The 15,536-nt window shown below is 68.3% G+C and carries 13 protein-coding genes and 1 pseudogene; 7 read left to right on the top strand and 7 right to left on the bottom strand.

The window, feature by feature from the left end:
• Positions 1 to 60: 60 nt before the first annotated feature.
• Positions 61 to 972, top strand: a complete 912-nt coding sequence (locus ACGFU7_RS17885) for an MFS transporter (RefSeq protein ID WP_393696843.1) — start codon at positions 61 to 63, stop codon at positions 970 to 972.
• A gap of 44 nt (positions 973 to 1,016) precedes the next feature.
• Here ACGFU7_RS17885 and ACGFU7_RS17880 read toward each other — a convergent pair whose 3' ends face one another.
• The 5 genes from ACGFU7_RS17880 to ACGFU7_RS17860 all read right to left on the bottom strand — a co-directional run bounded on the left by ACGFU7_RS17880 (position 1,017) and on the right by ACGFU7_RS17860 (position 5,860).
• Positions 1,017 to 1,916 (bottom strand): MurR/RpiR family transcriptional regulator, encoded by a 900-nt coding sequence (locus ACGFU7_RS17880; protein WP_393696841.1) that lies wholly within the window; start codon positions 1,914 to 1,916, stop codon positions 1,017 to 1,019.
• Positions 1,917 to 1,979: 63 nt separating this feature from the next.
• On the bottom strand, positions 1,980 to 3,194 hold the full coding sequence (locus ACGFU7_RS17875) for a M20/M25/M40 family metallo-hydrolase (RefSeq protein WP_393696839.1): 1,215 nt from the start codon (positions 3,192 to 3,194) through the stop codon (positions 1,980 to 1,982).
• The gene (locus ACGFU7_RS17870; RefSeq protein WP_393696837.1) at positions 3,194 to 3,946 is read right to left on the bottom strand and encodes an amino acid ABC transporter ATP-binding protein; all 753 of its coding nucleotides are present in this window, start codon (positions 3,944 to 3,946) and stop codon (positions 3,194 to 3,196) included. The genes ACGFU7_RS17875 and ACGFU7_RS17870 overlap by 1 nt, the downstream gene beginning before the upstream one ends.
• 14 nt (positions 3,947 to 3,960) lie before the next feature.
• The gene (locus ACGFU7_RS17865; protein WP_393696835.1) at positions 3,961 to 4,947 is read right to left on the bottom strand and encodes an amino acid ABC transporter permease; all 987 of its coding nucleotides are present in this window, start codon (positions 4,945 to 4,947) and stop codon (positions 3,961 to 3,963) included.
• Between the two features lies 1 nt (position 4,948).
• Positions 4,949 to 5,860, bottom strand: coding sequence for an ABC transporter substrate-binding protein (locus ACGFU7_RS17860; protein WP_393696833.1), 912 nt, complete (start codon positions 5,858 to 5,860; stop codon positions 4,949 to 4,951).
• Positions 5,861 to 6,755: 895 nt separating this feature from the next.
• Between ACGFU7_RS17860 and ACGFU7_RS17855 the strand changes: the two are divergent.
• Positions 6,756 to 8,104: pseudogene (locus ACGFU7_RS17855) on the top strand (endo-1,4-beta-xylanase).
• A 79-nt stretch (positions 8,105 to 8,183) separates the two neighbouring features.
• Here ACGFU7_RS17855 and ACGFU7_RS17850 read toward each other — a convergent pair.
• Positions 8,184 to 8,384: a hypothetical protein gene (locus tag ACGFU7_RS17850; RefSeq protein WP_393696831.1), complete on the bottom strand. Its 201-nt coding sequence runs from the start codon at positions 8,382 to 8,384 to the stop codon at positions 8,184 to 8,186.
• A gap of 68 nt (positions 8,385 to 8,452) precedes the next feature.
• Positions 8,453 to 9,562: a LacI family DNA-binding transcriptional regulator gene (locus ACGFU7_RS17845; RefSeq protein ID WP_393696829.1), complete on the bottom strand. Its 1,110-nt coding sequence runs from the start codon at positions 9,560 to 9,562 to the stop codon at positions 8,453 to 8,455.
• Positions 9,563 to 9,788: 226 nt separating this feature from the next.
• Here ACGFU7_RS17845 and ACGFU7_RS17840 point away from each other — a divergent pair, with 226 nt between their 5' ends.
• The 5 genes from ACGFU7_RS17840 to ACGFU7_RS17820 are packed head-to-tail and all read left to right on the top strand — an operon-like array spanning position 9,789 to position 15,536.
• Positions 9,789 to 11,057, top strand: coding sequence for an ABC transporter substrate-binding protein (locus tag ACGFU7_RS17840; RefSeq protein ID WP_393696827.1), 1,269 nt, complete (start codon positions 9,789 to 9,791; stop codon positions 11,055 to 11,057).
• Between the two features lie 12 nt (positions 11,058 to 11,069).
• Positions 11,070 to 12,038 carry a carbohydrate ABC transporter permease gene (locus ACGFU7_RS17835; RefSeq protein ID WP_393696825.1) on the top strand — a complete coding sequence of 323 codons (969 nt, stop codon included), beginning with the start codon at positions 11,070 to 11,072 and terminating at the stop codon, positions 12,036 to 12,038.
• On the top strand, positions 12,025 to 12,948 hold the full coding sequence (locus tag ACGFU7_RS17830; RefSeq protein WP_393696823.1) for a carbohydrate ABC transporter permease: 924 nt from the start codon (positions 12,025 to 12,027) through the stop codon (positions 12,946 to 12,948). The genes ACGFU7_RS17835 and ACGFU7_RS17830 overlap by 14 nt, the downstream gene beginning before the upstream one ends.
• A 45-nt stretch (positions 12,949 to 12,993) precedes the next feature.
• Positions 12,994 to 13,758, top strand: coding sequence for an SDR family NAD(P)-dependent oxidoreductase (locus tag ACGFU7_RS17825; RefSeq protein ID WP_393696821.1), 765 nt, complete (start codon positions 12,994 to 12,996; stop codon positions 13,756 to 13,758).
• Entirely contained in the window at positions 13,746 to 15,536 is a 1,791-nt protein-coding gene (locus ACGFU7_RS17820) for a heparinase II/III family protein (protein WP_393696819.1), read from the top strand. Before ACGFU7_RS17825 ends, ACGFU7_RS17820 begins: the two co-directional genes overlap by 13 nt.

Here is a 15,536-nt window from a genome sequence, read left to right as displayed (position 1 = left end):
CCGGATTCTGTTTCTGGGCAACCTCCTGTCCGCGGCCGCGAGGGGGTGCTCGCCGTGCTGGTGGCCACGCATCATGCGACGACCGCTTCGATCGCCGCGTGCGGCTTCGCGTCGGGGGTCGCCGTGGCCTTCACCGCACCGGCCGCGATCGGCGTGGTGGGGCAGCTCGTCGCGGCGGAGCACCTGCAGCAGGCCAATGCGCTGGTCCGGCTTCCGAACAATGCCGTCAAGGTGCTCGGCCCCGTCGTCGGAGGTCTGATCGTCGCGGTCGGCGGCCCGGCGTGGGCCCTGTCGTGGGATGCGCTCACCTTCCTGATCGCAGCGCTCCTGCTGCTCGGCCTGCGGCTGAGCACACCGGTCACGACGGGCAGTGCTCTGGCCGACCTGCGGGCGGGCTGGTCCGGCTTCCGCTCCCGCACCTGGCTGTGGACGTACACCGCCGCCGGAACGGTCGTGGTCGCCGCATGGCTCGCCGGCTTTCAGCTCCTCGGCCCGGTCATCGCCGCCGAGCACTACTCGGGGGCGCGTTTCTGGGGGCTCGTCCAGGGCACGTTCGCATTCGGGCTGCTGGCGGGGACGGTGGTGTGCCTGCGTTGGAAGCCCCACCGCCTGCTGGCCGTTGCCGTCATCACCGGCTCCGGGCTCTGCCTGCCACCGGCGGCATTGGGAATGGGCCTGGACCTGCCCTGGGTGCTGCTCAGTGCCGTGCTCGCGGGCGTCGGGCTGGATGTCGCCATCGTGGCGTGGACCACCGCGCTCCAACAGCACGTGCCCCAGGAGGAGCTGGGCCGCATGAGCTCGTTCAACGGTGTCGGGGAGCGTATCGCCATCCCGCTCGGCTACCTCGTCACCGCGCTCGCCGCACATGCCTGGGCCGATCGGACCGTGCTCCTGGTCTGTGCCGGTGCCATCGTGGCCGCCACGGTCCTCAACCTCTGTGTACGGGACGTGTACCGCGTCAATCGCGTCTGAGCGTGCAGGCGTGCACTCGACAGCGCACCCGATACGCCACCGTCTCAGACCGGCCCGGAGTCGTCCGGCTGGATGCCTGCCCGGCGGGACACGTCCTCGCTGTGCTCCAGGTGGCTGCGCCCCTCCTCGCCGAGCTGCCTGAGCACCCCGGCGAGCACCGTCTCGACGGTGGCCAGCGTCGGGACCATGCTGTCGTACGGCGAAGGCGCGGCGACATGACTGGGCAGGACGACATCGGCGAGGTTGGTCACCGGCGAGAGCCAGGCGTCGGTGAACAGGACGATCTTGCTTCCGCACTGCGCGGCCATCTCGGCGATGACGATCTTGTCCGGTTCGTAGCGCCGGTAATCGAAAACCACGAGGACGTCCTGCCTGCCGAGACCCGCCAGGACGGCGGTGCGCTCCACGTCACGGTCCGGCAGGATGACCACGTCGCTGCGCAGTTGCATGAGGTGCAGCCCCAGATACTGCGCCAGCAGATGCGTGAACCGGCCGCCGGCCAGGATGATGCGACGCTTGGGGTGGCAGAGCAGGGAGATCGCCGCCTGCACGTCGTGGGGCGGCAGTTCCCGCAGCGTACGGGCGACCTCGGAGCTGAAGACGTCCTGTCCGCCCTCGGGGTGCGCGGTGTCCCGCCCCTCCTCGTCCTGTGCACCGGGTGGCGTGGTGCCATATCCCCGCGTGCTGTACAGCTGCAGAGGTGAGGCGCTGCGTTCCTCCAGTTCCCCCCGCAGCGCCGCCTGGAAGTCGGGGAACCCCTTGTATCCGAGCCGGTTGACGAAACGGATCACCGTGGGCGCGCTCACCGCGGCGCGTTCGGCGAGTGTGGCCACCGTCTCGAAACCGGCCGACGGGTAGCCGGCGAGAAGCACCCGGGCCACCTTGCGTTCGGCGGGGCTGAGGTCACCGAACCGTTGCCGGATCTCTTCGGCGAGTGAGGACATGGGCCGGGCCACCTTTCCAAAGGGGTTCAGATTACGCGGATCGGCGTGCTCCGGGTATCCGGGTCAGCTGTCGTCGGTGGAGCCGAGAGCCGTGATCAGTGCCGCCAGCAGGGCGATCCTGGGCGGGACCGTGGTCACGTCCAGCCACTCCTCCGGGCTGTGGTCACCGCCGCCGACCGGGCCGAGGCCGTCGAGCGTCGGCACCCCGGCTCCGGCGATGGTGTTGGCGTCGCCGACGCCACCGGTGGCAGCGGCTCCCAGGTCGAGGCCGAGCTCGGCCCCGGCTTCCCGGGCTCGGGCGAACACGGTGCGGGCCGCCGGGGTGTCCTCCATCGCCGGGCATGCTTCCGTCTGCCGCACGGTGGCAGTGGTGCCCGGTACGGTCAGCTGGGCGGCGGCGGCCTCGATGGCCTGCCGGGCGCGCTGGATGCCCGATCCGGTCGAGGAGCGTACTTCCACATGCAACTCGGCCTCGGGGCAGACGATGTTGATACGGCTGCCGGCCCGGATCATCCCCACATTGACCGTGACGTCGCCCCAGCGTCCGTTCATCTGCTGGCAGGCGATGAGCAGCTGCGCGGCGGCGAGCGCGGCGTTCGCTCCGCGTTCCGGTTCGATGCCGGCGTGGGCGGCCCGTCCCGTGACGGTGATCAGGAAGTCCGCGACCCCCTTGCGGGCGATGACGAGGTCGCCGTTCTCCCGGGCGCACTCCAGGCCCAGCCCGAAGTCGACGGCGGCGGCGAGCTCCGCGGTCACCCGGCGGCTGGCAGGGGAGCCGATCTCCTCGTCGGGGGTGGCGAGGAAGACGAGCTCCGCGAAGTCCGTCATCCCCCGGCGCAGCAGGAGTTCCGCGGCGGTGAGGCCGGCCAGCAGGCCGCCCTTGTCGTCGCTGACTCCGGGGCCGTGGGCGAGCGGGCCGGTACGGGTGAAGGGGCGCTGCGCCGCCGTCCCGTCGTCGAAGACGGTGTCCATGTGTCCGGCGAGAAGGATGCGCCGTCCGCCCTGTTCGACGGGAAGCCGGCCGCGCAGCCGCCCCACCACCAGGTCACCGAAGTGCGTGTCGTGGCCCGGGGCCGTGACGGGCGACCGGTCCACCTCGAACCCCAGACCGGTCAGGCGCCGCACGGTCCATGTCGCGATGCGATTGACCCCTTCAGGGCTGTACGAGCCCGAGTCGATGGACACCAGATGTTCCAGGTCTGCCAGGTAGCGGGGCTGGAGGGCGAGGGCGTCGGGGAGCAGCTGGGCCGCCGTGCCCCGCTGCCGTACCTCGGGCATCACAGGACCTTCGACAGGAAGGTACGGGTGCGTTCCTGCTGGGGATCGCCGAGTACCTGCCGGGGGTCACCGGCCTCGACCACGACACCGCCGTCCATGAAGACGGCCGTGTCCGCGACCTCCCGGGCGAATCCGATCTCGTGTGTGACGACGACCATCGTCATCCCTTCCGCGGCCAACTGCCGCATCACGTCGAGTACTTCCCCGACCAGTTCCGGGTCCAGAGCCGACGTGGGTTCGTCGAAGAGCATCAGTTCGGGCTTCATCGCGAGGGCTCTGGCGATCGCGACGCGCTGCTGCTGGCCGCCGGACAGCTGGGCCGGATGGCGCTCGGCACGGTCGGCGAGGCCGACCCGGTCCAGCAGCCGCAGGGCGTCGGCGCGTGCCTCGGCCCTGGTGACACCCGCGACCTTCACGGGCGCCTCCATGACGTTCTCCAGCGCTGTCATGTGCGGGAAGAGATTGAACCGCTGGAACACCATCCCGATGTCGCGGCGGGCGCGGGCGATCTCGCGTTCCTTCAGCTCGTACAGCCGGTTGCCCTGCTGCCGGTAGCCGACCGGGGCGCCGTCGACGGACAGGCTGCCTCCGTCGATCTTCTCCAGATGGTTGATGCAGCGCAGGAACGTGGACTTCCCCGAGCCGGAAGGGCCCAGCAGGCAGCAGACGCGGCCGCGTTCGACAGTCAGGTCGATGCCCCGGAGCACGGAGACCTTCCCGAAGTGTTTGCGCACGCCCTCGGCGTGCACCATCGGCGTTTCCACTCTCATCCCTTCGTGTCGGTCGATGCGGCGGGGCCGGGGCGGGAGATCCGGAGTGCGGCGCCCGTGACGAGGCGTTGCAGCGGACCGGTGGCAGGGGCGGCGGGGGCCGCGCCACGGCCGTAGCGGCGCTCCAGCCAGGACTGCGGCAGACCCAGCGCCGTGACGAGGATCAGGTACCAGATGCTGGCGACCACGAGCATGGGGATGACCTGGTAGTTCTGGGCGTACACGTCCTGGATGTTGGACATCAGGTCGTGGGCGGAGATCACCGAGACCAGAGCGGTCATCTTGAGCATGTTGATCGTCTCGTTCCCCAGCGGAGGGATGATGACCCGCATGGCCTGGGGCAGCACGATGCGCCGGGTGGTCAGTGCCGGTCGCATGCCGAGCGAGTGGGCAGCCTCCGTCTGTCCCGCGTCGACGGACTGGATTCCCGCGCGGACGATCTCACTCGTGTACGCCGCCTCGTTCAGCCCCAGTGCCAGGAGTGCGGCGACTGCGGGGGTGAGCACCGTGTTGGTGTCCATGTCCAGGAAGGTGATGTGGGTGAACGGGATGCCGATCAGGATGTGTTTGTAGAGGGCGCCGGCGTATCCCCAGAAAATGATCTGGACCAGTAGCGGGGTGCCGCGGAAGACCCAGACGAACGCATTGGCCAGGGCGCGGAGTACGGGGTTGGACGACAGACGCATCACGGCCACGAGAACGCCCAGTCCGAGGCCGACGGCCATGGCTGCCGCGGTGAGCCACAGGGTGGTGGCCAGGCCGTTGAAGACGAGGTCGGCGAAGACGTAGTGCCCGACGATGTCCCAGTGCAGGTTCTTGTTCCCGGCGAGGGAGCCGCTCAGGCCGACGAGGGCGGTGACGGCTGCCGCGGCGGCCAGCCATCGGCCCCAGTGGCGGACCGGTACGACGGTGAGGCTCTCCCCGGCAGGCAGTGCGGGGGCCTGGGCGCGGCGGACGGCCCCGGCGGGTGTGAGGGCGGCCATGTCAGGACACCGCCGCGTTCTTGGTGGCCTGCTTCACCGCGATGGAGGCGGCGCCGTACTTGTCGCAGATCTTGCCGAGCGTGCCGTCGTCGATGAGGGCCTGTACGGCCTTCTGGATCGCGTCGGTCAGTCCCGGGAGCCGCTTACTGACGCCGATGCCGTTGGGGGTTGCCTCGTAGCCGCCGCCTGCGGCGGGGTCCTCGACCACCTCGAAGGCGCGGCCGCCGTCGGCGGTCTTCGCCGTCCAGCCGGCGGCGGGCTTCGTCACCAGATCAGCGGCTACCTTCCGTGAGCGCAGGGCGAGTTGGGCGTCGGAATCCTTCGGGAACGTCTGGATGGAGATGGCCCCCTTGCCTGCGTCGGCGCACGCGGCCTGATGTGCCTTCAGCACCTCCAGCTGGTGGGTGGCCGCCTCGGCACCGACCTTCTTGTCGCAGAGATCGTCGAGCCCGGCGATCCGGTCCGGGTTTCCCTTGGCGACGAGGATTCCCGAGCCCGATACGGAGTAGTCGACAAAGTCCAGGACCTGCTGACGCTCCTTGGTATCGGTCATCGCCGACATGACCACGTCGAACTTGCCGGCCTGGATGGCGGGCACCATGCCCTCGAACTTCTGGGCGGTGAAGGCGAATCGCACCCCCAGCTTGGCTCCGAGCGCCTGGCCGAGGTCATAGTCGAGACCGGTGAGCTCGGGCTCTCCCTCGGTCTTGAACATGACGAATGGTGCATACGGCACGTCGGTGGCCACCCGGACCGTGCCGCTGGACCTGATGGCCGCGGGCAGGGAGGCGTGGAGTGTCGCATCGCGGGTGACGTGTGTACCCGCGACGGTGACATCGGCGGCGGGAGCGGCAGCACCACCGGCGGCGCCATCGCTCCCGCATGCGGACAGCGCCGTGGACGATGCGATCAACAGTGCAGTGGCCGCTACTGCGCGGCGGACTGGGCGAGTGTGCAACACGGACCCCTCTCGCGGAACTGCCGTGCGGTTGGTTCACCGCCGACCGGATGCCCGCACGTTACATGCCGGGATCGATTTCGCCATACTGTAACGCCTGTAACATATCGATAACGGTCGAACCCGGTGACCATGCGAGCCTCCATCTATGGATTCCCCAGCCGCCATCACGGCCCTTACGTCGCAGCCCTCGCCCCAACGTCGTTTCAGAACGCCGACTGTCACGCGGATATGTAACGCGCCGAATCCACGCCTGGGCCGCCTCACGCTCCGCCGTGGCAGATGACGCCAGAGGGCTCGCGTGCCGTCACATGCACGAGTTTCGAAATATTTCGACATCCCTGCGAGCAGCCTTCGATGAAAAACCGGGCCACTTCGGGACTCCAATGGGGAACATGCCAGGTCAGCGGCACCCCGAGCTGCATGATTGCGACCCTCATGACCAAATTCGACCATGCCATCTGGACTTGTTTCGTACACTTTTCGTAATACTCGGATGCCATTGCGTGCATCCATCCATGCCTGGAGCGCACATCAACCTGGCCAGAGATCATATTTGCAGGTCAAAGCAGTAGAGGAAGTAAACCAGGGAGGTTTTCGTCTTCGAAATATTTCGGAAATGTGGCGTTGACGTTGCCCGTCGGCGCGCGCATACTCTCCCTCGCTCCCCTGCTTCACCGGTCAACTCACCGTCGCAGAAACGCCGTTCTTCGGCGTGCCCTGTCGCGTGTGCACAACCCCGCGAACGGTCCATCCCCAGTCCGGACGGCTTGCTCCGCTCCGTCCGGCAACCGGAAGATGAGGTTGGAAAGTGATCGTCAATTCCTCGCACGGCTCAGTACGCCCGTAGCTGGGCAACCGGGTCCGAAGGGCGCTCGTCCTCACCACGGCAGGTGTGCTGGGCGCCGCCGGCGTCCTCTCGCCGGCCGGTACGGCGAACGCCGCGAGCACGCTCGGCGCATCGGCGGCGGCAAAGGGACGGTACTTCGGCACGGCGGTCGCGGCCAACCACCTCGGCGAGGCGCAGTACGCCTCCACTCTGGACACCGAGTTCAAGGCGGTGACACCGGAGAACGAGATGAGTGGGACGCTGTCGAGTCCACCCGTAACTCGTTCAACTTCGGCTCCGCCGACCAGATCGTCAGCCACGCCGAGGGCAAGGGCATGAAGGTCCGCGGCCACACACTGGTGTGGTATTCGCAGCTGCCCGGCTGGGTCGGCGGGCTCGGCACCGACGATCTGCGCTCGGCGATGAACAACCACATCACCCAGGTCATGACGCACTACAAGGGCAAGATCTACGCCTGGGACGTGGTCAACGAGGCGTTCCAGGACGGCAGCAGCGGGGCACGGCGCAGCTCACCGTTCCAGGACAAGCTCGGCAACGGCTACATCGAGGAGGCGTTCCGTACCGCGCGCGCCGCCGACCCCGGCGCCAAGCTCTGCTACAACGACTACAACACCGACGGTCAGAACGCGAAGAGCAACGCGGTCTACGACATGGTGAAGGACTTCAAGCAGCGCGGCGTGCCGATCGACTGCGTGGGCTTCCAGTCGCACTTCAACAGTGCCTCCCCCGTCCCCGGCGACTACCGGGCCAATCTGCAGCGCTTCGCCGACCTGGGTGTCGATGTGCAGATCACCGAGCTGGACATCGAGAGTTCCGGCTCGGCCCAGGCCACCGGCTACGGCAAGGTCGTGAATGCCTGTCTGGCTGTGTCGCGCTGCGTCGGCATCACCGTCTGGGGCATCACCGACAAGTACTCGTGGCGCAGCAGCGGTACCCCGCTGCTGTTCGACAACAACTACAGCAAGAAGCCGGCGTACGACGCGGTGCTGTCCGCACTCGGCGGCTCCAGCGGTGGCGGCACCGGCGGTGGCGGCACCGGCGGCGCGACCTGCACAGCGACCTACGCCAAGACGGACACCTGGAGCGACCGCTTCAACGGGCAGGTGACGGTGAAGGCCGGGAGCTCCGCGATCAGCAGCTGGTCGGTGCCGGTGGCCGTGGCCTCGCCGCAGTCGGTCTCCACGACCTGGAACGGAAGCCCCACCTGGGACAGCAGCGGCAATGTGATGACGATGAAGCCGAACGGCAACGGCAGCCTGGCCGCCGGGGCGTCGACGAGCTTCGGGTTCACCGTCATGACGAACGGCAACACATCGGCGCCCACGATCGATGCCTGCACCGCCTCCTGACCATCCGGCACCCGACGCAGACATGAGGGCGCGGTGATCCCTGATCGCCGCGCTCTTGCGTGTCGCAGCGACGGGCGGGTCAGTAGGAGTGGTCGGCGGTGACGTCGGCGGAGAGGTGGAGAGTCCGTTCCGCTGTGGTTGCGCGCAGAGTGAGAAGAGTCTGGGTGAGGGCGTCGACGGTGACGAGGTGGGCGATCCGGCTGGCTGTGGTTTCCAGTCCGAAGACGAGATCCTGCCGCCACAGAGTGGCGACTCCCGGTACGCGATACGGCCCCGTCACGCCTCACCGGCGCTGCCGCACTCCGGCGCGGCAAACGCAGGCGTCGGCCGGGGCCTGGGCGTTGCCCCTTACGCCGACCGGCCCGTCACCGGCTGCCCCGCCCCACTCGGCCCCGGGATCACGGCGGCCACGCCGGTCGGGGCCGGGGCCGTCGACTCCCGTACGACCAGCCTGGGCCGGATGAGCAGCGACCGTCCCGCCGCAGGTGCCGAGTCGATCCGCGCCCGCAGCTGCTGGAACGTCTCCGCGGCCATCTCCGGCAGCGGCTGGCGAACCGTCGTGAGCGGGGGCTCGAAGAGGTCGGCGAGGAGAATGTCGTCGAAGCCGACCACGGAGACGTCCTGTCCCGCGCTGTACCCGGCGTCCTTGGCGCCCCGGCAGATCCCGATCGCGCACATGTCGTTGATGGCAACGAACGCGGTGGGCGGGCGCGGTCCGCCGAGGAGTTCCCTGGCCGCGTTCCGTCCCAGTTCGGCGGCGTCCTTGTCACCGAACTCGGTGGTGTCGGCGCCGGGCCAGACGATCGCGTCGGCCGGGTCGAGACCGGCCGACTCCAGCGCGGCCCGGAAGCCGCGCAGCCGCTCACGGCGGTTGACGCTGTTGACCGAGCCGGAGACGAACGCCAGTCGGCGGTGGCCGAGTTCGATCAGATGACGGGTGGCGAGCTCGGCACCCATCGCGTTGTCAACACTGATGGAGGCCAGCGACGGCGGGTCGCCCGCCTGCGCGGTGCGGTCGAAGGCGACCATCTTCAGTCCGCGGCTGAGCAGCGGTGTCACATGGTCGAGCGAGGGAAGCGACGAGCAGAGCACCACTCCGCTGACCCCGTCCGCGAGCAGCTCCTCGCCGTACTTGAGCTCGCGGGCCGGATCGCGCTCACTGTTGCAGAGCAGGACGTGATAGCCCTCGGCGAGCGCGATGGCCTCCAGCTCACGGGCGAGCGCCCCCCAGAAGGGGTTGGCGACGGACGGCACGATGAGTCCGATGACCTTGATGCGGCCCGTGCGCAGCATCCGGGCCGCCCGGTTGGGCCGGTAGCTGAGCTGCTCGATCACCTGCTCCACGCGGGCCAGCGTGGCCGCCTGCATACGGTCCGTACGCCCGTTGAGGACGTTGGAGACCGTGCTCGCGGAGACCCCCGCGGCCTCCGCGACCTGATGGATCGTTACCCCGCTCATGCCACCTCCGGTTCGGAACGCGTCTGACCTTAGCAGTGTATCGATTTACTGGACTCGGTTCACCGGTACACCCGTTAACATCCCTGAAAATTCATGTGCATCAGCTGTTGACGTCTCTCTCGGGGCGTTCCTAGCATCAGTGCATCGATTTACCAGCGCTTCTCAGCCATGGCTGGGTTGCCATCGCTGGATCGATCCACTGCCTCCACCTCAAAAGGGGTGTCCCATGGAACTCAAACGACGGTCGCTGCTTGCTGCCATCGGCGCCGGCACCGCTGCCGCCGCCCTCAGCGGGTGCGGCACCGGCACTTCGACAGCCGGCTCCGCCAACGGCCCCGCCGAAGGTGAGATCACGCTGCTCACCCCGATCTACGAAGGCGCCGACGGCAAGACGCTGTTGGAGAAGGAGATACTCGGCGGGTTCCGGAAGAAGTACCCGGATGTCAAGGTGAACGTGGACTACACCACGTACGAACAGCTCAACGAGAAGATCACGACGGGGCTCGCGGGCGGTCTGCTGCCCGACGTGCTGATGATGGGCGTGGGCTGGATCCCGCCGTTCGCCGCGAAGAAGGCGATCGCCGAACTGCCGGAGAAGTTCGCCACCGCGCACGACTACGAGAAGCGGGTGCTGGAGCCGTCCCGGTACGACGGCAAGCTGTACGCGCTGCCGGTCGTCCTCGACACCCGCATCGTCGTCTACCGCAAGGACCACTTCGCCGAGGCCGGCATCAAGAAGACCCCGGCGAACTGGGCCGAACTGCGCGCCGTGGCCAAGCAGCTGACCAAGGACGGCCGGATCGGTTTCGACCCGTTCTCCATCCATCTGCGCCAGTGCTGGGAGACCTTCCTCTTCGCCAACGGCGGCCAGCTGTTCAGCGCGGACGGCAAGAAGGTGCTGTTCACCGACGCCCGCGGGGTCGAGGCGCTGCAGTTCTTCAAGGACCTGATCAAGGACGGCTCCGCCGTCTACGCCAAGAAGACGGACCTCGGGGCCCCGACCAACGTACAGACCGGCAAGGCGTCGATGATGATGACGTCCAGTGCGCTGTGGAGGCAGGTCGGGGAACAGAATCCGGAACTCCTCAAGGACGACAAGCTCGGGGCGTTCATCCTCGCCAACCGCAAGCCCGCGATGCTCCAGGGCGGCACCCTCGTCACCCAGTCCGCCAGTTCCAAGCACCCGGCAGCGGCCCGTGCCCTCGTCGAGTACCTCGCGACGCCCGAGTCGATCCTCGGTGCGGCCAAGCAGCGAGGTTCGGTTCCCGGGCTGAAGGATCTCAGCGACTCCAGCTATGTGAAGGAGAACAAGTTCGTCGATCTCTCCCTGCAGAGCATGGGCGACGCGTGTTCGGAGGGCGGCACCGCTGCCTGGATGGAGATCCGCGAAAAGATCAAGCCCACGCTGGAACCCGCGATCGTGGGCAACCAGTCCGCGAAGGACGCCATCGCGGAACTCGGCCGGCTCGCCGAGGCCGCCATCGGCCGGATGTAAGGACCCGTCACTGTGGGAGCGACATCCGTATTGAAGGCGCGGCCCGCGCGGCCCCCTTCCCCGACCGGGCACACGGTCGCGAAGAAGCGCACAGGCCGGGCACCCACCGGCCCGGGGCGCCGCAGGCAACGCGCCGGCATGCTGATGGTGGCACCCGCGCTGCTGCATGCCTCGCTCTGGATCGGCCTGCCGGTCGTCATGTCCGTGGTTCTGGCCTTCACGAAGTACGACGTGCTGACGGCGCCGCAGTTCGTGGGCCTGGACAACTTCCGGGACATGATGGGCGACGCGGTGTTCCGCAAATCCATCGTCAACACCGTCATCTACACCTTCTTCACTGTGCCGTTCGGCATGATGCTGGGGCTGCTCGTAGCCCTGGCGCTGCACACCGGGCTGAGGGCGCGGGGCATCTTCCGTACCGCGGTCTTCATTCCCCAGGTGACGGCGACCGTCGCGATCGCCCTGGTCTGGCTGTGGATCTACAACCCGGGCAACGGGCTGCTGAACACACTTCTGTCGTTCCTCGGGATCCAAGGCCCGGCCTGGCTGTCGTCGACATCGTGGGCGATGCCTTCGGTGATCCTGGTCGGCATCTGGCAGGGCATCGGCATGAAGATGCTCATCTACTTGGCCGCGCTTCAGTCCCTGCCGAAAGAGCTGTACGAGGCGGCTTCGGTGGACGGTGCGTCCAAGGTGCGGCAGTTCTTCTCGATCACCCTGCCGCTGCTGAAGCCCGCGACGTTCTTCGTGCTCATCACGTCGATGATCAGCGCGTTCCAGTCGTTCGACCAGATCTACATCCTGACCGACGGCGGCCCGGCCAACAGCACCACGATGATGACGTTCGAGATCTACAAGTCCGCCTTCCGGGAGTTCCGCATCGGCTACGCCTGTGCGCAGTCACTGGTGCTGTTCGTGCTGCTGATGGGCTTCACCCTGGTCAACCGGCGGATCATGGGAGGCACCCGTGGCCACAACTGAGCTGCACAGGCCCGGGGCCGTGGAGAAGGCCCGGCCACAGATGAAGGGCAAGCCGCTCTCCGTCGGCCGGATCGCGCTCTATCTGACGCTCACCGTCGTCTCGCTGCTGATGGTGGTGCCGTTCGTCTGGATGGTGCTCACCTCACTCAAGACGCCGGTCGAGATCGCCTCACAGGACGCCGGACTGCTTCCGGAACACTGGGCGTTCGGGAACTATGTCGACGCGCTGAAGGCGGCACCGTTCGCGACATACGCACGCAACAGCTTCATCATCGCGTTCAGCCACACCCTCATCAATGTGGTGGTGGCGTCGATGGCCGGGTACTCGCTGGCGCGGATCAAATTCCGGGGCAGCGAGGTCATCTTCTACGCCTTCATCGCCGCGCTGATGATTCCGACGTACACCAAGGTGCTGCCGGAGTTCCTGATCGTCCGCTTCATGCCGCTGGCCGGCGGGAACGACATCTTCGGCCAGGGCGGCAGCGGCTGGCTGGACTCCTGGTGGGCGCTGATCGTTCCCGGCGCCGTCACCCCCTTCGCGGTCTTCCTCTTCCGTCAGTTCTATCTGGACCTTCCGGTGGAGCTGGAGGAGGCGGCCAGGCTCGACGGTCTGGGCGAGTTCCGGATCTACGCCCGGATCATGACGCCGCAGGTCAAGCCCGCGCTCACCACGGTGGCGCTGCTGACCTTCGAGTCGTCGTGGAACAACTTCCTCTGGCCGCTGCTGGTCACCCGTACCGACAGCCTGCGGGTGATCCAGGTCGGACTCTCCGTCTTCAAGACGGAGAACGGCCCCCAGTGGCACTTCCTGATGGCCGGCACCACGCTGGCCACCCTTCCCATGGTCGTTCTCTTCCTCATCGGCCAGCGCTATTTCGTGCAGGGATTCGCAACTGCCGGTCTCAAGTGACCGGTTCCGGTCCCGAGCGGCCGGCTATCGAAAGGTTTTCACTTCATGTCTGCTGATCTCAACGGCTCCCGCGCACTGGTGACAGGGGCGGGCCACGGAATCGGCCGCGCCATCGCCGTCGCTCTTGCCGAGGCCGGCGCCGATGTCGCCGTCCATTACCACTCCTCCGCCGACGAGGCCGCAAAGACGGTCTCGGCGATCGAGGCGCTGGGCCGCAGGGCGAAGGCGTTCAAGGCCGATGTCACTGTGACGGCCGATGTGGACCGGCTCGTCGAGGAGGCGGCCGGCTTCCTCGGCGGCCTGGACGTGCTGGTCTGCAACGCGGGCCATCTGATCGGCCGGGCCACGATCGCCGAGATGTCCGACGACCACTTCGAGCAGGTCATCTCCACCAATCTGACGTCGACGTTCCGCACCGTGCGGGCCGCGCTGCCCCATCTGACACAGTCGTCGGCCGGGCGCATCATCACCATGTCCTCGCTGGCCGCGCACAACGGCGGCGGCCCCGGTTCGGTCGCCTACGCGGCGGCCAAGGCCGGTGTCCGCGGCTTCACCAAGGGCCTGGCCAAGGAGCTCGGCGGTAGCGGCATCACGGTCAACACAGTGGCGCCCGGCTTCATCAAGGGCACTGCCTTCCACGACACGTTCACCGCGCCCGAGGCTCAGCAGGCGATGGAGGCGGGCATCCCGGTCGGCCGGGCCGGCACCCCGGAGGATGTCGCCGCCGCGGTCGTGCATCTGGCGTCGCCGTCGTCCGGCTTCCTCACCGCCACCACGGTGGACATCGACGGTGGCGTGTGGCCGCGTTGAGGCGCATCGCCCGGGAGCGGGGCGGCTGGTGGCACGCGTACGTCTGCCCGGCGCACGGTGTGGAGCTCGACCACGGTGACCTGCTCGCCGGGGTCTTCCCGGCGGGCGGTGCGCGCTGCGCGTACGGCTGCCGGGTGGACGACGAGGCGGTGCGCGGTGCCTGGCTGGTGCTGTCGCACCAGGCGTGGGCGCGGCACCTTCGGGTGCTCGCCCACCGGGGCGAGCGTGCTCAGGCGGTGGAGCGGCTCGTCGAGTACGCGGGTCTGTACGCGTCGCTTGCCACCGAGCAGCACGGCGAGGCACAGACCTGGATGCTGCGCGGCCGGCTTTTCCACCAGGCGCTGACCGACGCCATCTGGGCGGTCAGCATCGGGCACACCGTGATCACGCTCGCCGAGGAGTCCACGGAACATCTGGCGGCGGTACTGACGCTCCTCGACGACCTGGAGCGGGCGGCGCTGGACGCCAGGGATGTGCTGACCGGCCAGGGCCATCTCGCCTCCAACTACACCGCGTGGCTCAACGCCGCAGGTGTGGCGGCGAGTCGGGGCGCCGCCGCGGCCCGTGGCCAGGAGTGGGACGGCGCCAAGCTGTGGCTGGAGGGCGAGCACGGGCTGTATGCGCACCTGAGGGTCGCGGTCGCCGATGACGGCTGGGAGTGGGAGGGCAGCACCTACTACCACGGGTTCGTGCTGCGGGCCGCGCTGCTGGCGCTGCGGGGCACCGACCCCGCGGCCGTTCCGTCCGATGTGGTGGACGTACTGGCCGGGATGACGGACGTACTGGCCACGATCGCCACGCCGGGCGGCATTCTGCCCGCGCTGCACGACGGCCCGTATCTGCGCGGTCCGCTCGCGCTGGAGTGGCTCGAACTTGCCGCATTGGCACAGCAGTTTGTTCCCTCGCCCGCCCTCGATGCGGTGGCCGGGCGGGCCCGCGAGGAGCTCGGCGCGCACGACGACGGGCTCGACCGCGAGCTGGGCGGCTGGTTCGCGGGGCCACCGCTGCCGGAGCGTCCGGCGCCGGCGCCGGTCACGGTGTTCGCGACGGCCGGATACGCGGTGCTCCACCACGCGGGTGTCCATGCGCTGCTGGACTTCGGTCCGCACGGCGGCTCGCACGGGCATCGCGACAAGCTGTCGTTGTATCTGTACGGGGACACCACCCCGTGGCAGCCCGACCCCGGTCAAGTGCCTTACGCTCACGCCGAGTTCCGTGATCTGTATACATCGACCCAGGCGCACCCCGCCTTCCGGGTGGATGGCGCCGAACAGGCCGAGTGTGTGGGGAAGTTGCTCGGCTCGGACGGTTCGTCCGTCACCGCCGAGGTGACCACGGCGTACGAAGGTGTGCGTGCGGTGCGGCGGGTCGCGCTCGGCGACAGCTATCTGGTCGATCTGCTGACCGTGAGTGCCGAGGACGAGCGGCGGCTCATCGCGCAGCTGCGTCCCGGTGTCGCACTGGACATACAGCTCCAGGCCGCGGGTCCGGTGCGCACCACGTGGTACGGCGACGAGACCCTGCACGGCTGGCACACCCACACGCCCGGCGCGGCCGTGCGTCCGGTCACCCGGCCGGGCCCCGGTCCGGCCGACGATCCGCAGCGCATGCGTACCCGGGTCGACTTCACCGCGAAGTCGGACCGGATCACCTTCGCCTCGGTGTATCAGGCGGCATCGGCGGGCCCTGCCGTCACCGGCGTACAGCTGGACGGTGACGGGCTGCTGACGGTCGCGCTGGCCGACGGCAGCACCGCACGGTTCCGGACGGAGGACTGA

Origin of the sequence: Streptomyces sp. NPDC048473, assembly GCF_043200155.1 — a bacterium.
Taxonomy (GTDB): Bacteria; Actinomycetota; Actinomycetes; order Streptomycetales; family Streptomycetaceae; genus Streptomyces.
The sequence above is the reverse complement of the archived record's forward strand: the minus strand, read 5'-3'. Positions and strand labels throughout refer to the sequence as shown.